At 70.6% G+C, this 19,554-nt stretch carries 11 protein-coding genes, 1 tRNA gene and 1 rRNA gene; 10 read left to right on the plus strand and 3 right to left on the minus strand.

Going from position 1 to position 19,554, the window contains the following annotated elements:
- Positions 1-7: 7 nt before the first annotated feature.
- Positions 8-125, plus strand: a 5S ribosomal RNA gene (gene rrf, locus OTB20_RS32930).
- A gap of 5 nt (positions 126-130) precedes the next feature.
- A tRNA-Thr gene (locus OTB20_RS32935) sits at positions 131-203 on the plus strand.
- A gap of 221 nt (positions 204-424) precedes the next feature.
- Here OTB20_RS32935 and OTB20_RS32940 read toward each other — a convergent pair.
- Positions 425-2,959 carry a SpoIIE family protein phosphatase gene (locus tag OTB20_RS32940; protein WP_267823226.1) on the minus strand — a complete coding sequence of 845 codons (2,535 nt, stop codon included), beginning with the start codon at positions 2,957-2,959 and terminating at the stop codon, positions 425-427.
- A 240-nt stretch (positions 2,960-3,199) separates the two neighbouring features.
- On the opposite strand from OTB20_RS32940, the gene OTB20_RS32945 reads away from it, so the two are divergent.
- The 8 genes from OTB20_RS32945 to OTB20_RS32980 all read left to right on the plus strand — a co-directional run bounded on the left by OTB20_RS32945 (position 3,200) and on the right by OTB20_RS32980 (position 17,100).
- The gene (locus tag OTB20_RS32945; protein ID WP_267823228.1) at positions 3,200-8,710 is read left to right on the plus strand and encodes a HAMP domain-containing protein; all 5,511 of its coding nucleotides are present in this window, start codon (positions 3,200-3,202) and stop codon (positions 8,708-8,710) included.
- A gap of 229 nt (positions 8,711-8,939) precedes the next feature.
- Entirely contained in the window at positions 8,940-9,626 is a 687-nt protein-coding gene (locus OTB20_RS32950) for a response regulator (RefSeq protein WP_267823230.1), read from the plus strand.
- A gap of 201 nt (positions 9,627-9,827) precedes the next feature.
- Entirely contained in the window at positions 9,828-12,647 is a 2,820-nt protein-coding gene (locus OTB20_RS32955) for a DNA translocase FtsK (RefSeq protein ID WP_267823232.1), read from the plus strand.
- Positions 12,648-12,850: 203 nt separating this feature from the next.
- Positions 12,851-13,747, plus strand: coding sequence for a helix-turn-helix domain-containing protein (locus OTB20_RS32960; protein ID WP_267823233.1), 897 nt, complete (start codon positions 12,851-12,853; stop codon positions 13,745-13,747).
- A gap of 114 nt (positions 13,748-13,861) precedes the next feature.
- Positions 13,862-15,355 (plus strand): 30S ribosomal protein S12 methylthiotransferase RimO, encoded by a 1,494-nt coding sequence (gene rimO / locus OTB20_RS32965; RefSeq protein WP_267759113.1) that lies wholly within the window; start codon positions 13,862-13,864, stop codon positions 15,353-15,355.
- Positions 15,352-16,008 (plus strand): CDP-diacylglycerol--glycerol-3-phosphate 3-phosphatidyltransferase, encoded by a 657-nt coding sequence (gene pgsA / locus OTB20_RS32970; protein ID WP_267823235.1) that lies wholly within the window; start codon positions 15,352-15,354, stop codon positions 16,006-16,008. The genes rimO and pgsA overlap by 4 nt, the downstream gene beginning before the upstream one ends.
- Before the next feature lie 47 nt (positions 16,009-16,055).
- A complete protein-coding gene (locus tag OTB20_RS32975) occupies positions 16,056-16,610 on the plus strand; it encodes a CinA family protein (protein WP_267823237.1) in 555 nt (184 codons plus the stop codon).
- Positions 16,611-16,719: 109 nt separating this feature from the next.
- Positions 16,720-17,100, plus strand: a complete 381-nt coding sequence (locus OTB20_RS32980; protein ID WP_112451800.1) for a helix-turn-helix domain-containing protein — start codon at positions 16,720-16,722, stop codon at positions 17,098-17,100.
- 547 nt (positions 17,101-17,647) lie between these two features.
- Here the strand turns inward: OTB20_RS32980 and OTB20_RS32990 are convergent.
- Both OTB20_RS32990 and OTB20_RS32995 read right to left on the minus strand, forming a co-directional pair.
- Positions 17,648-18,415: an SDR family NAD(P)-dependent oxidoreductase gene (locus OTB20_RS32990; RefSeq protein ID WP_267823238.1), complete on the minus strand. Its 768-nt coding sequence runs from the start codon at positions 18,413-18,415 to the stop codon at positions 17,648-17,650.
- 36 nt (positions 18,416-18,451) lie between these two features.
- Complete coding sequence (locus tag OTB20_RS32995; protein WP_267823241.1) at positions 18,452-19,318, minus strand: DNA-formamidopyrimidine glycosylase family protein; 867 nt, start codon at positions 19,316-19,318, stop codon at positions 18,452-18,454.
- Between the last annotated feature and the right edge of the window lie 236 nt (positions 19,319-19,554).

Genomic DNA, 19,554 nt, shown 5'->3' on the forward strand with positions numbered 1-19,554 from the left:
ATAGTGTTTCGGTGGTCATAGCGTTAGGGAAACGCCCGGTTTACATTCCGAACCCGGAAGCTAAGCCTTTCAGCGCCGATGGTACTGCAGGGGGGACCCTGTGGGAGAGTAGGACGCCGCCGAACAACCCGCCCTTTTAGCTCAGTCGGTAGAGCGTCTCCATGGTAAGGAGAAGGTCAACGGTTCGATTCCGTTAAAGGGCTTTAAAATAAGAAGGCCCCCGCCAATGGCGGGGGCCTTTTTTGTTTTCGTGATTGTCTCCGGGTCGATCTTGACGTCATCGCGGCCGTTCCTTGGCTGCCCGAGTTCGTGGAACTGTCCGTCCGGGAGGTGCTCGGGATCGGACTGACGCCTCGGGACGATGTCTGACGGTCGATGACGAAGGCCCCGCCTCTGGCGGGGCCTTTTGTGTTTTCGCCCTGTCTCAGGAAGCCGGCTGGTCGCCGTCGCGCTGCTGGGGGATGCGGAAGGCGAGGATGGCCATGTCGTCGGAGGCCGGTTCGGCGGCGAAGCGTTCCACCGCGCGCAGGACGCGGGAGGCGACGGCGCCGGCGGTGAGGCCCGTACAGGTGGTGAGGACCTCGGCGAGGCCGTCGTCGCCGAGCATGCGGGTGCCCTCGCGGCGTTCGGTCACGCCGTCCGTGACGCAGAGGAGGACGTCACCAGGGTCCAGGGTGAGGGTCTGCTCGTAGAGGTCGAGGTCCTCGAGGACGCCGAGGAGCGGCTGCGGGTCGGCGGCCGAGGTGACCTCGCCGTTCGGGCGCAGGCGCAGCGGCAGCGGGTGACCGGCGCAGACGACCTTCATGTGGGCGCCGCCGTCGGGCTGGGGGTAGAGCTCGCCGTAGAGCAGGGTGAGGAAGCGGCTGCGGTCGCCCTCGTCGAGGATGGCCGCGTTGAGGCGTTCCAGTACGGCCGGGCCGCCGAGCCCCTCGCGGGCCAGGAGGCGCAGGGCGTGGCGGGCCAGGCCGGTGACGGCGGCCGCCTCCGGGCCCGTACCGCAGACGTCGCCGATGGCGAACCCGTAGACGCCGGGGCGGATCGGGAAGACGTCGTAGAAGTCTCCGCCCACCTCGTTGCCCTCGCCGGCGGCGCGGTAGATGACCTCGACCTCGATGCCCGGGATGGTGGGGGAGCTGGGCGGCAGCAGGCTGCGCTGGAGGGAGCGGCTGATGGCGGTGCGCTCGGAGTACAGGCGGGCGTTGTCCAGAGCGAGGGCGGCGCGGCGTGAGAGGTCCTCGGCGAGTTCGAGGATCTCCTGCCGGAAGTGTTCCTCGGAGGGTTTGCCGAGGGTCAGCATGCCGATGACGCGGTTGCGGGCGAGGAGGGGGAGTACCACCGTCTCGCCGCCGACCGCGATCGTGGTTTCCGGCCACGGGCGGGCGCCTGCCTCGCGGACCGGTTCCGGCGGACTCACCTGGGAGAGCAGGGCCTTGAGGCCGTCGATGCGGTCCTCGTCCTCGTGCAGGACGTAGGAGAGGAACGGGTCGGAGGACTGGTCGGCGATGGTGTAGACGGCGCACCAGGTGGCCAGCGTCGGGACGGTCATCTGGGCCATGAGGGCCAGGGTCTGGTCCCGGTCGAGGGTGCCGGCGAGCAGGTCGGAGGCCTCGACGAGGAAGGAGAGGGAGCCGCGGCGCAGTCGTTCGAGCTCGCCGAGGCGGGCCGATTCCACGGCTAGGGCGATGCGGTCCGCGGCGAACTGCAGGCGCAGGGCGTCGTCGTTGGAGTAGCGGCCGGGGATCTCGGCGGCGACGCCGAGGGAGCCGGTGAGGCGGCCTTCGACCTTGAGGGGCACGGTGATGGCGGAGCGCATGCCGGTGGCTTCCAGGAGGGGTACGGCTCCCGGGACGACGACGAGGTCCTCGTGGACGGCGGGCATACGGGCGCTGCCGTACCGGTTGGTGCCTGCTTCGACGGGGATGCGGGCGAAGCGCTGGCGGGTGGAAGGCAGCCCGGTGGTGGCGCGGACCTCGAGTTCCGTCTCGTCGTCGGTGGCGAGGAGGAGGAAGGCGGAGTCGGCGTCGAGGAGGTCGCGGGCGCGTTCCACGGTGCGCTGGAGCAGTCCGTCGAGGTCGTCGGGGGCGGGGGAGCCGATGAAGATCTCGAAGGGGTCCGTGGGACGGGACTCGGTGGGGTGGCCACCGTCGGTGGGGACCCGTACGGGGCTCTGCAGCAGGGCGCGCTCGTCGTCGTGCACGAGGAGGCAGACGATGGAGGGCTCGCCGTGGGCGTCACGGACCCGCAGGTGGGAGGCGTAGACGGGGATGACGCGGCCGTCGGCGCCGCGGATGCCGTAGCTGCCCTCCCAGCGGGACAGGCGCAGGGCCTCGGCGACGCCGGTGCCGGTGCCGGGGGTCTGGGGCCAGGCGGCGAGCTCGGCGAGCGGGCGGCCGACCGCCTTCGAGGCGAGGTGCCCGAAGATGATCTCGGCGTCGTCGTTCCAGGCGGAGACGGCGCCGGCGGAGTCGATCTGGAGGACGGCGACGCGGACCCGGCTGTCGGCCAGGGGAAGCAGCTGATCGGGGACGACGGGACCCGCGGAGCGGGTACCGACCGGCCGGTCCGGCATGTCGAGCCGGAACCACACGTGCTTGTGGGCGGCGGTGTACTCGACGCCCCAGCGGGTGGCGAGGGCGGCGCAGAGCATGAGCCCGCGGCCGTTCTCACGGTCGGGGTCGGCGTACGGGCGCTCGCCGGGAAGGTGGAGCGGGAGCTCGCGCTCCGGGTAGCGGTCGGCGACCTCGACCCGTACGCCGTCCTCGGTGCGCAGGCACAGGACTTCGGCGCGGGTGCCGGCGTGGACGACGGCGTTGGTGACGAGTTCGCTGGTGAGCACCACCGCGTCATCGATGATGTCGGCGAAACCCCAGCCCTGGAGGGTATCGCGGACGAATGCGCGGGCAGCGGCGACCGAACGCCCTTGGGGATCGAAACTGGCAGCCGCCCGTGCCGTGATCACGAGTCTCCTTCGACGCGGTGGACATCGGATGCCAGGTTACTTACCTTCGCGGTCGCCATGGTGCCGTCGTCGGGGAATCCACCCACAGGGTGTGGCCGGTGTGCGATGGTGCCGGAGTGTTATGGCCCGGTTCGGCCGAGGTGAAACACTGGGCAGGCTTGGAGTCGGGTAGTAAGCGGGTGCAGTGTGATGAACAAGATGCCCGGTGGAACAGTGGTCGACCCTTTCGGGAGGGACACGGTGGAGGCTGGCGCAGCGGTGCGGCGGACGGGAACGCGCCCGAAGGGAGGGCGCTCCCGGCGGGACGGGACGACGGAAGTCGACACCGCGGCCCTGAACAGGCTGCTCACGGGCCTGGTGTCCATGCGGGACGGAAACTTCCGCAAGCGGCTGACGGTGTCCGGCGACGGTGTGATGGCGGAGATCGCCGCCGTCTACAACGAGGTCGCCGACCGAAATCTCCACCTGACCGGGGAACTGTCCCGGGTACGGCGGATGGTGGGCCGCGAGGGCAAGCTCAGCGAACGGCTGGAAACAGGCGCCTGCGAGGGCTCCTGGGCGGCCGCGATCGATGCCTCGAACCAGCTGGTGGACGACCTGGCCAGGCCGGTGTCCGAGGTGGGCCGGGTGCTGTCGGCGGTCGCCGAGGGTGATCTCGACCAGCGCATGGACCTGCGGACCCAGGCCGCGGAGGGTGCCGGTCACCCGCTGCGCGGGGAGTTCCTGAAGGTCGGGCGGACGGTCAACAATCTGGTCGACCAGCTCTCCGCGTTCACCGACGAGGTGACGCGGGTGGCGCTGGAGGTGGGTACCGAGGGCAAGCTCGGTGGCCAGGCGCAGGTGCGCGGAATGTCCGGATCCTGGAAGGATCTGACCGACTCCGTCAACACGATGGCGTACCGGCTCACCGCTCAGGTGCGTGATATTGCTCTCGTGACGACGGCGGTGGCCAAGGGCGATCTGTCGCGCAAGGTCACCGTGCACGTGGCCGGCGAGATGCTGCAGCTGAAGAACACCGTCAACACGATGGTGGACCAGCTGTCCTCCTTCTCCTCCGAGGTGACCCGGGTGGCCCGCGAGGTGGGCACGGAGGGTGAGCTCGGCGGCCAGGCGAGGGTGCCCGGGGTCGCGGGCGTCTGGAAGGACCTGACCGACTCCGTCAACACGATGGCGGGCAACCTGACGGCCCAGGTGCGCGGCATCGCGCAGGTGACCACGGCCGTGGCCAATGGCGATCTGTCGCAGAAGGTCCGGGTCAGCGCGCGCGGCGAGGTCGCGCAGCTGGCTGAAACGATCAATCAGATGACCGAGACGCTGCGGACCTTCGCGGACGAGGTCACGCGCGTGGCGAGCGAGGTCGGGGCCAAGGGCCTCCTCGGCGGGCAGGCGCAGGTGCCGGGCGCGGCCGGGACGTGGAAGGACCTCACCGACTCGGTCAACACGGTCTTCCGCAACCTCACCACGCAGGTGCGCGACATCGCCCAGGTGACGACGGCGGTGGCCAACGGCGATCTGTCGCAGAAGGTCACCGTGAACGTGGCCGGCGAGATGCTGGAGCTGAAGAACACCGTCAACACGATGGTGGACCAGCTCCAGTCCTTCGGTGCCGAAGTGACGCGTGTGGCCCGTGAAGTCGGCGTCGAAGGTGAACTGGGCGGGCAGGCGCAGGTGCCGGGCGCGGCCGGGACGTGGAAGGACCTCACCGACTCGGTGAACACCGCCTTCCGCAACCTCACCGGGCAGGTCCGCAACATCGCCCAGGTGACGACGGCGGTGGCCAACGGCGATCTGTCGCAGAAGGTCACGGTCGACGTCTCCGGCGAGATGCTGCAGCTGAAGAACACCGTGAACACGATGGTGGACCAGCTGTCCTCCTTCGCCGACCAGGTCACGCGGATGGCGCGGGACGTGGGCACGGAGGGACGCCTCGGCGGCCAGGCACGGGTCGAGGGGGTGTCCGGCACCTGGAAGGAGCTCACCGACTCCGTCAACTTCATGGCCGGGAACCTGACCTCCCAGGTGCGCCAGATCGCCCAGGTCACCACGGCGGTGGCACGCGGCGACCTGTCCCAGAAGATCGACGTGGACGCGCGCGGCGAGATCCTGGAGCTGAAGAACACCATCAACACGATGGTCGACCAGCTCTCGGCCTTCGCCGAGCAGGTGACCCGGGTGGCGCGGGACGTGGGTACGGAGGGCCGGCTCGGCGGTCAGGCGCAAGTGCCCGGTGTGGCCGGCGTGTGGCGGGACCTGACGGACTCGGTGAACGGCATGGCCGGGAACCTGACCTCCCAGGTGCGCAACATCGCCCAGGTCGCCACCGCGGTGGCGCGCGGCGACCTGTCGCAGAAGATCGAGGTGGACGCCCGGGGCGAGATCCTGGAGCTGAAGAACACCCTCAACACGATGGTGGACCAGCTCTCGAACTTCGCGGAGCAGGTGACCCGGGTGGCCCGGGAGGTGGGTACCGAGGGCATCCTGGGCGGCCAGGCGGAGGTCAAGGGTGTCTCCGGCACCTGGAAGGACCTCACCCAGTCCGTCAACTTCATGGCCAACAACCTGACCTCGCAGGTGCGCAACATCGCCGAAGTGACCACGGCGGTCGCCATGGGCGACCTCTCCAAGAAGATCACGGTCGACGCGAAGGGCGAGATCCTCGAACTGGTCACCACCGTGAACACGATGGTGGACCAGCTGTCGTCCTTCGCCGAGCAGGTGACGAGGGTGGCCCGCGAGGTGGGTACCGAGGGGATCCTCGGCGGCCAGGCCCGGGTGCGCGGGGTCACCGGCATCTGGAAGGACCTCAGCGACAACGTCAACACCATGGCCGGCAACCTGACCGCCCAGGTGCGCGGGATCGCCCAGGTCTCGACCGCGGTGGCCAACGGCGATCTGACGAAGAAGGTCACCGTCGAGGCCCGAGGCGAGGTCGCGCAGCTCGCCGACACCGTCAACACCATGGTCAACACCCTGTCGTCCTTCGCCGACGAGGTCACGCGCGTGGCCCGCGAGGTGGGTACGGAAGGCCGCCTGGGCGGCCAGGCGCACGTACCCGGGGTCTCCGGGACGTGGAAGGACCTCACCGACTCGGTGAACTTCATGGCCTCCAACCTCACCGGCCAGGTGCGGCAGATCGCCATGGTCACGACCGCCATCGCCAAGGGCGATATGACCAAGAAGATCGACATCGACGCGCGCGGGGAGATCCTGGAGCTCAAGACCACGATCAACACGATGGTCGACCAGCTGTCCTCCTTCGCCGACCAGGTCACCCGCGTGGCCCGCGAGGTGGGTACGGAAGGCATCCTCGGCGGCCAGGCCCGGGTCCGGGACGTGGACGGCACCTGGCGGGACCTGACCGAGTCCGTGAACGAGATGGCCGGCAACCTCACCCGGCAGGTGCGCGCCATCGCGGCCGTCGCCACCGCGGTGACGCGCGGCGATCTCAACCTGAAGATCGACGTGGACGCGGCCGGCGAGATCCAGGTCCTGCAGGACAACATCAACACGATGATCGCCAACCTGCGCGACACCACCTTGGCCAACAAGGAGCAGGACTGGCTCAAGGGCAACCTGGCCCGTATCTCCGCCCTGATGCAGGGCCGCCGCGAACTGGACGACGTGGCCTCGCTGATCATGAGCGAGCTGACCCCGGTGGTCTCGGCGCAGCACGGCGCGTTCTTCCTGGCGCTTCCGGCCGGCGGCACCACCGAGATCGGGACGGACGGGGGCGCGGACGGTTCGTACGAGCTGCGGATGCGCGGCAGTTACGCGTACGCGGGCGGTCAGATGCCCATTTCCTTCCGGCCGGGCGAGGGGCTGATCGGGACGGTCGCCGATCAGAAGCGGATGATCCTGATCGAGAACACCCCGCCCGGATACCTGAAGATCTCCTCCGGGCTGGGCGAGGCCCCGCCCGCGCATGTGATCGTGCTGCCGGTGCTCTTCGAGGGGAAGGTGCTCGGCGTCATCGAGCTGGCCTCCTTCCAGCCCTTCACGCAGATCCAGAAGGACTTCCTCAGCCAGATCGCCGAGATGATCGGTACGAGCGTCAACACCATCTCCGTCAACTCCAAGACGGAGATGCTGCTCAAGCAGTCGCAGGAGATGACCGAGCAGCTGCGCGAGCGCTCCGACGAGCTGGAGAACCGGCAGAAGGCCCTCCAGGCCGCCAACGCGGAGCTGGAGGAGAAGGCCGAGCTGCTGGCCCAGCAGAACCGGGACATCGAGGTGAAGAACACCGAGATCGAGGAGGCCCGGCAGGTCCTGGAGGAGCGCGCCGAGCAACTGGCGGTCTCGATGCGGTACAAGAGCGAGTTCCTGGCGAACATGTCCCACGAGCTGCGGACCCCGCTCAACTCCCTGCTGATCCTGGCCAAGCTGCTCGCCGACAACGCGGACGAGAACCTCTCGCCCAAGCAGGTCGAGTTCGCCGAGACCATCCACGGGGCCGGCTCCGACCTGCTCCAGCTGATCAACGACATCCTCGACCTGTCGAAGGTCGAGGCCGGCAAGATGGACGTCTCCCCGACCCGGATCGCGCTGGTCCAGCTCGTCGACTACGTGGAGGCCACCTTCAGGCCGCTGACCGCGGAGAAGGGGCTCGACTTCTCGGTAAGGGTCTCCCCGGAGCTCCCGGCGACCCTGCACACCGACGAGCAGCGCCTCCTCCAGGTGCTGCGCAACCTGCTGTCGAACGCGGTGAAGTTCACCGACACCGGGGCGGTGGAGCTGGTGATCCGGCCCGCCGGGGCCGATGTGCCCATCGCGATCCGCGAGCAGCTGCTGGAAGCCGGCTCGCTGCGGGAGGCCGACGCCGACCTGATCGCCTTCTCGGTGACCGACACCGGGATCGGCATCGCCGCGAGCAAGATGCTGGTGATCTTCGAAGCGTTCAAGCAGGCCGACGGCACCACCAGCCGCAAATACGGAGGCACCGGCCTCGGACTGTCCATCAGCCGGGAGATCGCCCGGCTGCTGGGCGGAGAGATCCACGCGGCGAGCGAGCCCGGCCGCGGGTCGACCTTCACGCTGTACCTGCCGCTGCACCCGAGCGAGCTGCCCCCGCAGGGGTACGCGCCGCCGACGCCCGGCGGAGCGCGCGGCGAGCTGTACCGCCGCCCGGCGGCCGAGGGGGCGCGGCCCGAACTGCCGGCGGCGCCGGTGGAGCAGGGCCCCGTAGGGCCTCCGGCGCCGATGGCACTGCCGCGGGCCGGGGAACAGACCGGGCAGGGGTCGTCGGCGCTGTTCCGGCGGCGCCGCAAGACGATGGCCGAGCCCCAGCTGAGGGCGGAGGTGCCCGGACAGGGCGACGCGGAGGCGTGGGCCGTCGACGAGCCGCTGCCCACGGCGCCGCGGAAGTACGACTTCCACGGCGAGCGGGTGCTGATCGTGGACGACGACGTGCGCAACGTCTTCGCGCTGACCAGCGTGCTGGAACAGCACGGGCTGGCGGTGCTGTACGCGGAGAACGGCCGGGAGGGCATCGAGGTCCTGGAGCAGCACGACGACGTGGCGCTCGTGCTGATGGACATCATGATGCCGGAGATGGACGGGTACGCGACGACCTCGGCGATCCGGCGGATGCCGCAGTTCGAGGGGCTGCCGATCATCGCGCTGACGGCGAAGGCCATGAAGGGGGACCGGGAGAAGGCGATCGAGTCCGGTGCCTCGGACTACGTGACCAAGCCGGTCGAACCCGACTACCTACTGTCGGTCATGGAAGGGCACATGCGCGGGGCCGGGGCGTGACCGGGCGGGCAGAGGGGGGCTCCCGAGGGAACCTTCTGCCCGCCCACCACGTTTCAGGTACGTGCGCTGTGACATCTTGGTGACAGGGTGTGGCGATCTCGGGACTGGGGCTACGATGACCGGCACAAGGACGGACGGCGCAAGGATGCCGTCCTCTGGGGCGGGGCCCGGCGCACAGGCCGGAGCCAGGAGCCGGGGAGGCCCCATGCCGGGGCGAGGAGGACAGGGCATGGTGCAGAAGGCCAAGATCCTCCTGGTCGACGACCGGCCGGAGAATCTGCTGGCGCTGGAGGCCATCCTCTCCGCGCTCGATCAGACACTGGTCCGGGCGTCGTCGGGGGAGGAAGCGCTCAAGGCGCTGCTGACGGACGATTTCGCGGTCATCCTGCTCGACGTGCAGATGCCGGGCATGGACGGGTTCGAGACCGCCGCGCACATCAAGCGGCGGGAGCGGACCAGGGACATCCCGATCATCTTCCTGACCGCGATCAACCACGGTCCGCACCACACCTTCCGCGGGTACGCGGCGGGCGCGGTGGACTACATTTCGAAGCCCTTCGACCCGTGGGTGCTGCGGGCCAAGGTCTCGGTGTTCGTCGAGCTGTATACGAAGAACTGCCAACTGCGCGAGCAGGCGGCTCTGCTCAGGCTCCAGCTGGAGGGCGGCAGCTCCAACGGCGCGGTCGACGGCTCCAAGGAGACGGCCGGCCTGCTGGCCGAGCTCTCCGCGCGGCTCGCCGCCGTCGAGGAGCAGGCGGAAGCGCTGACCAAGCAGCTCGGCGAGGAGGCGGCCGATCCTTCGGTGGTGGCGACCGCCGCCCATCTGGAGCGCAAGCTCACCGGGCTGCGGCGGGCGCTCGACGCGTTGGAGCCGGGGACCGGCGGCGCGAGCGCCGTGCTGCCCGCGCAGGGCTGACGCCGGCGCGGCCTGCCCGTGAGCCCGAGAGGGCCTCGCGCGGGCTTGCCTGGCGGCCCGTCAGGTCTGGCGGGGCGCATGGCGGGCCGCCGGTACGGGGCGAGGCCGCAGGCGTCTGTCACCCGATCCCCGGAGCGACACGAACGGGTGAAGGGGTGGGCACGCGTGTCCACCGGCGTGCGCACCGGTAACCTCGGGCGCATGGCCTCAAGTACGTCCGGTAAGGGTTCCCAGAGCACTGCGGGCAGCGCGAAGGGCCGCACCGGCCGTACGACGGCGCCGGCGAAGAAAGCTGCCCCAGCCCGCAAGCCGCCCGCCAGGAAGGCGGCGCCCGCCACCAAGCGCGGCCCCGTCAAAAAGGTCGCGGCCAAGCCCGTGCCGTCCCCCACCGGGGGCGTTCTGCGGCTGGTGCGCGCCTTCTGGCTCGGCATCGCGCACGCGGTCGGCGCGATCTTCCGCGGTATCGGCCAGGGCGCGAAGAACCTGGACCCGGCCCACCGCAAGGACGGCCTCGCGCTGCTGCTGCTCGCGCTCGCGCTGATCGTCGCCGCCGGGACCTGGTCGAACCTGAACGGGCCGGTCGGGGACCTGGTGAGCATGCTGGTCACCGGCGCCTTCGGGCGGCTCGACCTGCTCGTGCCGGTCCTGCTCGGTGTCATGGCGGTACGTTTCATCCGCCATCCCGAACAGGCCGACGCCAACGGCCGCATCGGCATCGGGCTCTCCGCGCTCGTCATCGGAGCCCTGGGGCTCGTGCACATCGCCTGCGGAGCCCCCGGGCGCGACGAGGGCACCACCGCCATGCAGAACGCCGGCGGGCTGATCGGCTGGGGCGCCTCGAAGCCGCTGATCTTCACGATGGGCGCACCGCTGGCCGTGCCGATGCTGGTGCTGCTCACGCTCTTCGGGCTGCTGGTCGTCACCGCCACCCCCGTCAACGCGATCCCGCAGCGACTGCGGAGCGCCGGGATCCGCCTGGGGATCATCGCGCCGAACGAGTACGACGAGGAGTACGGGGAGAGCGCGGGCGCGGCCTCGGCCTCGGCCGCCGCGGACCGGCACGACGCCGAGCAGTGGCGCGCCCGCTCCGTGAGCGCCGGGCCCGAGGATCCGTCGGAGGCCGCCGAGGAAGAGGCGCTCGCCCGGCGGCGGCGCCCCCGGCGGGCCGCCGGCCGGCCGTCCATGGACCGCGGGATGGACGCCGTCGACGTGGCGGCGGCGGCCGCCGCCGCGCTGGACGGGGTGGTGTACGGCGGGATGCCGCCCTCCCCGCTGGTCGCCGACCTCACCCAGGGCATCTCGGCGGAGCGCGAGGGCGCGGAGCTCACCGCTGCGGTGCCGGCGTCCCGCGAGGAGGGGCCCGCCCGCGAGGAGAAGCCCGTACCCGCGGAGAAGCCCGCTGCGGAGAAGCCCGCCGCGGCCGCGGCCGCGCCGAACGACACCACCGCGGCGGCCTCCGGGACGCTGTCCGTTCCCGACCTGACCAAGACCGCGCCGCAGACCCAGGCGCTGCCGCCGCGCGCCGAGCAGCTCCAGCTGCGCGGGGACATCACGTACTCCCTGCCCTCGCTGGACCTGCTGGAGAAGGGCGGCCCGGGCAAGACCCGTAGCGCCGCGAACGACGCGGTGGTGGCCTCGCTGTCGAACGTGTTCATGGAGTTCAAGGTCGACGCGAAGGTCACCGGCTTCACCCGGGGTCCGACGGTGACCCGCTACGAGGTGGAGCTGGGCCCGGCCGTGAAGGTCGAGCGGATCACGGCGCTGGCGAAGAACATCGCCTACGCCGTGGCCTCGCCCGACGTGCGCATCATCAGTCCGATCCCGGGCAAGTCGGCGGTCGGCATCGAGATCCCGAACACCGACCGCGAGATGGTCAACCTGGGGGACGTGCTCAGGCTGGCGGACGCGGCCGAGGACGACCATCCGATGCTGGTGGCGCTCGGCAAGGACGTCGAGGGCGGCTACGTCATGGCCAACCTGGCGAAGATGCCGCACGTACTGGTCGCCGGAGCCACCGGCTCCGGAAAGTCCTCCTGCATCAACTGCCTGATCACCTCGGTGATGGTGCGGGCCACCCCGGAGGACGTCCGGATGGTGCTCGTGGACCCCAAGCGGGTGGAGCTGACGGCGTACGAGGGCATCCCGCACCTGATCACGCCGATCATCACCAACCCCAAGCGGGCCGCCGAGGCGCTCCAGTGGGTCGTGCGCGAGATGGACCTGCGCTACGACGACCTGGCGGCTTTCGGGTACCGGCACATCGACGACTTCAACAAGGCGATCCGCGACGGCAAGATCAAACTGCCGCCGGGCAGCGAGCGGGAGCTCAGCCCGTACCCGTACCTGCTGGTGATCGTCGACGAGCTCGCCGACCTGATGATGGTGGCCCCGCGCGACGTGGAGGACTCGATCGTCCGCATCACCCAGCTGGCCCGCGCGGCCGGCATCCACCTGGTGCTCGCGACCCAGCGGCCCTCGGTGGACGTGGTCACCGGTCTGATCAAGGCGAACGTGCCCTCGCGCCTCGCCTTCGCCACCTCCTCGCTCGCCGACAGCCGGGTCATCCTGGACCAGCCGGGGGCGGAGAAGCTCATCGGCAAGGGCGACGGACTGTTCCTGCCGATGGGCGCGAACAAGCCGGTACGCCTCCAGGGCGCTTTTGTCACCGAGGACGAGATCGCCGGGATCGTGCAGCACTGCAAGGACCAGATGGCTCCCGTCTTCCGCAACGACGTGACCGTCGGGCAGAAGCAGAAGAAGGAGATCGACGAGGAGATCGGCGACGACCTGGACCTGCTGTGCCAGGCGGCCGAGCTGGTCGTCTCGACACAGTTCGGGTCCACCTCGATGCTCCAGCGCAAGCTGCGGGTCGGGTTCGCGAAGGCCGGGCGGCTGATGGACCTGATGGAGTCACGGGGCATCGTCGGACCGAGCGAGGGATCGAAGGCGCGCGACGTGATGCTGAAGGCCGACGAGCTGGACGGCGTGCTCGCGCTGATCCGGGGGGAGACCCCCGAATAGCGGGTAAAGGACTGAGGCAACCGTTTCCCCCGGGCGTGCGTCCAGTTGAGAGAGGTGGCGGCGTGTTCCGGGTCGCCGCACCGGGCGGGAGCCTCTTGGCCATTCGTATGGCGTAGGGAGCCCCCCCTCCGGTTGCTCCACCCTTTCGTCACCCCCCTAGACTGGACTTTCCGCAGGTGGCTACACGCTCGAAAGGCGCCCTCGTGTCCATCGGCAACGCCAACTCCCCCGAAGAAGAGCGGCCTTCGACCGACGACCGGTCCGAGGACCGCATCGTCGAACCTTCCGTCGAAGAGCCGTCGATCGGGACGGCCCTCAAGAAGGCCCGGATCGCCGCCGGGCTGACCGTCGACGAGGTCAGTTCCACCACCCGCGTGCGCATTCCGATCGTGCACGCCATCGAATCCGACGATTTCACTCGCTGCGGCGGCGATGTCTACGCCCGCGGCCATATCCGTACGCTCGCCCGTGCCGTACGACTCGATCCGGAACCCCTGATCGACAGCTACGACGCGGCCCACGGCGGCCGGCCGGCACCCACCTCCGCCGCGCCCAGGTTCGAAGCCGAGCGAATCCGCCCCGAACGGCAGCGGCCCAACTGGACCGCCGCCATGGTCGCCGCCATCGTCGCCGTGATCGGCTTCGTCGGCTTCACGGCCTTCGGAGGCGCCGACGAGAAGACCAAGCGGCCGGTGGCGGAAGGTTCCGCCGCACCCAAACCCGCCCCCACTCCGAACGCGGGCAAGCCCTCGGTCCAGGCGCCGCCGGCGCCGACGTCACCCAAGCCCGAGCCCTCTGACAGTGCCATCGCCGCCGCGCCCAAGGACCTCGTCACGGTCGTCCTGACGGCCCACGACGGCGAGAGCTGGATCTCGGCCAAGGATCACAGCGGCCGGCTCCTCTTCGACGGCACCCTTCAGTCGGGGCAGTCGAAGACGTTCACGGACAAGGAGTCCATCGACCTGGTGCTCGGCGATGCCGGGGTCGTGAAGCTCTTCGTGAACGGCAAGGAGATCAAGGACGAATTCCAGCCCGGACAGGTGGAACGTCTCACATACACCAAGGACGACCCCCGTCAGGGCCAGGCCCAGGCGGGCTGACCAGCAGGGAATAAATCGTTCCGGATCCCCGGGGTGCCGCGCCGCACTCCGGGGATCTTGTCGTACCGGGACGGGAGGCGGGGGCCGGTGCCGGGACGAAGTAGTCTTGAGCCCATGCCCGAACGCCGTACCGTCGCCCTTGTCACTCTTGGCTGCGCCCGTAACGAGGTGGACTCGGAGGAGCTCGCAGGCCGCTTGGCGGCGGATGGCTGGGAGCTCGTCGAGGACGCCGCCGATGCGGACGTAGCCGTCGTCAACACCTGCGGCTTCGTCGAAGCCGCCAAAAAAGACTCCGTGGACGCCCTGCTGGAGGCCAACGATCTCAAGGATCACGGCCGCACGCAGGCCGTCGTAGCCGTCGGCTGTATGGCCGAGCGCTACGGCAAGGAACTTGCCGAAGCGCTCCCCGAGGCCGACGGAGTACTCGGCTTCGACGACTACGCCGATATCTCCGACCGTCTCCAGACCATCCTCAACGGCGGCGTCCACGCCTCCCACACCCCGCGCGACCGGCGCAAGCTGCTGCCGATCAGCCCGGCCGAGCGCCAGAGCGCCGACGTGGCCCTGCCCGGCCACGCCCAGGAGCCCGAGGCGGCCCCCGCGGACCTTCCCGAGGGCCTCGCACCCGCCTCCGGTCCCCGTGCGCCGCTGCGCCGCCGCCTGGACAAGAGCCCGGTGGCCTCGGTCAAGCTGGCCTCCGGCTGCGACCGGCGCTGCTCCTTCTGTGCCATCCCGTCCTTCCGCGGCTCCTTCATCTCCCGCCGCCCCAGCGACGTGCTGGGCGAGACGCGCTGGCTCGCCGAGCAGGGCGTCAAGGAGATCATGCTGGTCTCCGAGAACAACACCTCGTACGGCAAGGACCTGGGCGACATCCGCCTGCTGGAGACCCTGCTGCCCGAACTGGCCGAGGTGGACGGCATCGAGCGCGTCCGCGTCAGCTACCTCCAGCCCGCCGAGATGCGGCCCGGCCTGATCGACGTACTGACCTCGACCCCCAAGGTCGTCCCGTACTTCGACCTCTCCTTCCAGCACTCGGCCCCCGACGTGCTGCGCGCCATGCGCCGCTTCGGTGACACCGACCGGTTCCTGGAACTGCTGGACACCATCCGCAGCAAGGCCCCGCAGGCCGGTGTCCGGTCCAACTTCATCGTCGGCTTCCCCGGCGAGAAGGAGTCGGACTTCGCCGAGCTGGAGCGCTTCCTCACCCACGCGCGGCTCGACGCCATCGGCGTCTTCGGCTACTCGGACGAGGACGGCACGGAGGCCGTCACCTACGACGGCAAGCTGGACGCGGACACCATCGCCGAGCGCCTCGCCCACATGCAGCGCCTCGCCGAGGAGCTCACCTCGCAGCGCGCGGAGGAGCGGATCGGGGAGACGCTGGAAGTGCTCGTCGAGACCGTCGTGCCGATCGACGAGGCGGAGGACGGCGAGGGAGCCTACGGGCGCGCCGCCCACCAGGCTCCCGAGACCGACGGCCAGGTCGTATTCACGGACGGCGCGGGCCTGGTCCCGGGGCGTATCGTCACGGCGAAGGTGGTCGGCACCCTGGGTGTGGACCTCGTGGCGGAGCCCCTGGGCCTGGATCTTGAGGAGGCGGCCGGATGACCGGAGCCCCGGCATCTGCGGCGGGCGGGACCGGCCGCCGGCCCGCGCCCGGCGCGAAGCTGGGCGCGGCGGCGGTCAACCAGGCCAGCCTGTGGAACATCGCCAACATCCTGACGATGATCCGGCTGGTCCTGGTGCCGGGATTCGTGATGCTGCTGCTCGCCGACGGAGGGTACGACCCCGTCTGGCGGGCGCTGGCGTGGGCGGCGTTCGCCGTCGCCATGATCACCGACATCTTCGACGGGCATCTGGCCCGTACGTACAACCTGGTCACGGACTTCGGGAAGATCGCCGACCCCATCGCCGACAAGGCGATCATGGGGTCGGCGTTGGTGTGTCTGTCGTGGCTCGGCGACCTGCCCTGGTGGGTGACCGGAGTGATCCTCGGCCGGGAACTCGGGATCACCCTCCTGCGTTTCTGGGTCATCAGGTACGGAGTGATTCCGGCGAGCCGGGGCGGGAAGCTGAAGACCCTGGCCCAGGGCACCGCCGTGGGCATGTACGTGCTCGCCCTGACCGGGCCGCTGGCGATGCTGCGGTTCTGGGTGATGGCGGTCGCCGTCGTCCTGACCGTTGTCACCGGTTTGGATTACATCCGGGAGGCGGTCGTACTCCGGCGCAAGGGGCTCGCCGCGGAGCGTGCCGCGCGGTGAGCACGCCGGGGGATGGCGCGGGCCCGCAAGACGCGGGTGATTCTCCTGTGACCGGCGAAGCGGCATGCAAGACCAACGGGGCTGCCGGGGACAGTGGGGCGATTGCGGCTGATGTGCTGCGGCTCCTTGCGGAGAGTGACGCCACGGTCGCTGTGGCGGAGTCGCTGACCGGCGGCATGGTCGCCGCGGAGCTCACGGCCGTCCCGGGTGCCTCCCGGTCCTTCCGCGGCTCCGTCACGGCGTACGCGACCGAGCTGAAGCACCAGGTGCTGGGCGTGGACGCCGGGCTGCTGGAAGCTGAAGGCGCGGTGAACCCGCAGGTCGCGGAAGAGATGGCGGCCGGAGTACGGCGTCTGCTCGGCGCCTCCTGGGGCATAGCCACCACCGGGGTGGCCGGCCCCGACCCGCAGGACGGACAGCCGGTGGGCACCGTTTTCGTCGCCGTGGCGGGTCCTGGGAGCAGGAAAACTGCCGCCCTGAGGTTGAAAGGCTCCCGTGCGGAAATTCGTAGAGAGAGTGCACGGACAGTGCTCGAGCTGCTCGCGAGCGAACTCCGCGACAATCGGCGGGGGCAGGAAACGGAACAGGACGGGGGGATTTGATGTTTGCAGCCCTGAGTGAACACGACATCGCTCCCCGCACGGCCGCCGCGCGAGGCGGTACGGTGGGGCGTGAAGGTTACGGCTACACGGTCAGAGGAGGGAGCCACCGATGATTCTGCTCCGTCGCCTGCTGGGTGACGTGCTGCGTCGGCAGCGCCAGCGCCAGGGCCGTACTCTGCGCGAAGTCTCCTCATCCGCCCGAGTTTCGCTCGGCTATCTCTCCGAGGTGGAGCGGGGGCAGAAGGAGGCATCCTCCGAGCTGCTCTCCGCGATCTGCGACGCGCTTGACGTACGGATGTCAGAGCTGATGCGGGAAGTCAGCGACGAGCTCTCGCTCGCCGAGCTGGCTCAGTCCGCCGCGGCGAGCGAACCGGTGTCCGCACCGGTCCGCCCGATGCTCAATTCGGTATCCGTGGCCTCGGTCACGGGTGGCCCGGAACGGGTGACCATCAAGGCGCCCGTGGAAGCGGTGAACGTCGTAGCCGCGTGAATGTGTGCGTGACGTAGGCCCGTGCGCGTGAGCGCGTGTGCCGAGCGTATGAGTGTGGCCGGAGCCCCGGCCGGTGCCTTCGGGTACCGGCCGGGGCTCCTGGGCGTTCCGGGGGCGGTGGGCCGGTCCGGCTCCGGGGCGGTGCGCGTGCGGGCGCCGAGGGGGTGCGGGTGCGGGCGGGGTACGGGAGGATGGGCCCGTTCGGGTCTCCGGCCCCTGGAGGTGGCCGTGCGGCGGTTGCTGGGTATACCCGTGGGCCTGGCCCTCGCGCTGTCGGTGGGCGTCCTGTGGTGGTGGGCCGTGCTGCGCCTCGTGCTGGCGCCGGCCGAGGCCGGGCCGGTGGAGGGTGCGGTCGCCGTCGGAGGATGGGGGCTGGGCCTGCTGCCGGTGCACTGCGTGCCGGGGCCGGTGGGTGGCCGTCGACGTAGGGCGGGCGTACGCGAGGGCGCGGGGGGCGGCGGGGACGGGTTCCCCGCCGGGCCGGTGGCCGCCGGGGAGTGGGAGGCCGGGGCTTCGGGGGCGTGGGAGCCCGGGGCAGGGGAATCGTCTACCAGGGCATCGAAACTCCACCGTTCGGGCGAAGAATCTGGCCCGTCATGAAGGACGAGGCGTCCGAGGCGAGGTAGAGCACCGCCTGGGCTATGTCCTCGGGCTCGCCCACGCGCCGCAGCGGGGACATCCGCGTCATCATCGCCTCGGTCTGCTCCTGGACCTCGGGGCTGTGCCGGCCGGTCATCGGGGTGCGGATCCAGCCGGGCGCGACCGCATTGACGCGGATGCCGTGCGGGCCGGCCTCGGTGGCGAGGGTCTTGGTCAACTGGACGACGGCGGCCTTGGCGGCGCTGTAGCAGAGCAGGCCGGGCTGGGCGGCGTCCACGGCGCCGGAGGCCATGGTGATGATCGAACCCGGCCGGCCGGCCGCGATCATGGCGCGGGCGGCCTCCTGGCAGGTGCGCAGCACCCCCTTGAAGTTGATGTCCAGGACCCGGTCCAGGTCCTCGTCGGACGTGTCCAGGACGCTGCTGCTGTGCATGATCCCGGCGATCGCGGCGGTGATGTCGAGGGGGCCGGCCTGCGAGATCGCCGCCTTGATCGAGGCGCGGTCGGTCACGTCGAGGACGTGGGCGGTGGCTCGGCCGCCGGCCTTGGCGATCAGCTCGACGGTTTCCTGGAGGCCCTGGGCGTCGCGGTCCGCGCAGTGCACGGCCGCTCCCGCCTCTGCGAGGAGAACGGCGGTGGCCCGGCCTATGCCGCTGGCGGCGCCGGTGATCAGGGCGGTGCGGCCGGTGAGTTCGTACGCGCTGGGTGAGGGCATGCGGGGACGGTACGACCAGATCTGACGGGGCGTCAACTACGGTGTCGGGCCGGATTGGCAGCGGGGACACCAGTACGTGGGGCGGCCGTCCTGGGGGGCCTCCCGGACGAAGGTGCCGCAGCGCAGGCAGGGGCGGTGGCGGCGGCCGTAGACGAACAGGTCCTGCCCGGGGCGGCGGCTGCCGGTGGTGTTGCGGTGGCGGGCCTTGTTCGCTTCGAGGAGCCGGCGTGCGGCGCCGGCCAGCCGGGGGAGGGTGCTCGCCGGCAGATCGCCGACCGGGGTCCAGGGGGTGACCTGGGCGAGGAAGCAGAGCTCGGCCTTGTAGATGTTGCCGATGCCGGCCAGGTTGCGCTGGTCGAGGAGGGCCTCGCCGAGGGGGCGGGCGGGGGCGGCGAGAAGGTTCGCGGCGGCGGTGGCCTCGTCCCAGTCGGGGCCGAGGAGGTCGGGGCCCAGGTGGCCGACGGCGTGGTGCTCATCGGCGGTGCGGAGCAGTTCGACGACGGGGAGGCGGTATCCGACGGCGGTGTGGTCGGCGGTGCCGAGGATCACCCGGATCTCGTGGGCGGGGCCTGGCAGGCGGGGTTGTCCGGTGGGAGTGGTTCGCAGGATGCGCCAGGCTCCGTCCATTCGGAGGTGGGTGTGGAGGGTGAGGAGGTGGCTGGGGGCCGGCCTGGGTCCGGTGGCTGCGGCTTCGCCGGTGCCTGGTTCGGGATCGGCTGCTGCCGGCGGGCCGAAGCGGATGAGGAGGTGCTTGCCCCGGGGGACGACGGCGAGGGTGGTGAGGCCGGTGAGGTCGGCGGTGGCGAAGCGGGGGACGCGGAGGTCGGAGCGGGTGAGTTCCCTGCCCGCGAGGGCTTCGCGGAGCCGGGCCGCGGCGCGGTAGACGCTGTCTCCTTCGGGCATGCGTCCATTCTCCTGCGGAGTGGGGCTGGTGGGGCGGAGGCTGCGGGCGCCGCTGCGCGGGGCTTGCTCCCCGCCCCGCCCTTCCCCCGTTCCCCGGGGCTGCGCCCCGGACCCGGTTCTTGGGCTTCGCCCCGTCCCCGGATGGGCTGAGTCCGCGGGGTGCGGAGCGTCGGGCTGGGCCCGGAGCCCTGGAGCTGTGCTGCGCTGCGCTGCACTGCGCCCTGTCCCGGGTCCGG

This window comes from Streptomyces sp. H27-H1, assembly GCF_026627445.1.
GTDB lineage: Bacteria > Actinomycetota > Actinomycetes > Streptomycetales > Streptomycetaceae > Streptomyces.

Coding starts and splice junctions, on each gene's coding strand:
- OTB20_RS32950 (WP_267823230.1), top strand. CDS start 8,940: ATGGTGCAGAAGGCCAAGATCCTCCTGGTCGACGACCGGCCGGAGAAT.
- OTB20_RS32980 (WP_112451800.1), top strand. CDS start 16,720: ATGATTCTGCTCCGTCGCCTGCTGGGTGACGTGCTGCGTCGGCAGCGC.
- OTB20_RS32955 (WP_267823232.1), top strand. CDS start 9,828: ATGGCCTCAAGTACGTCCGGTAAGGGTTCCCAGAGCACTGCGGGCAGC.
- OTB20_RS32995 (WP_267823241.1), bottom strand. CDS start 19,318: ATGCCCGAAGGAGACAGCGTCTACCGCGCCGCGGCCCGGCTCCGCGAA.
- pgsA (WP_267823235.1), top strand. CDS start 15,352: ATGACCGGAGCCCCGGCATCTGCGGCGGGCGGGACCGGCCGCCGGCCC.
- rimO (WP_267759113.1), top strand. CDS start 13,862: ATGCCCGAACGCCGTACCGTCGCCCTTGTCACTCTTGGCTGCGCCCGT.
- OTB20_RS32990 (WP_267823238.1), bottom strand. CDS start 18,415: ATGCCCTCACCCAGCGCGTACGAACTCACCGGCCGCACCGCCCTGATC.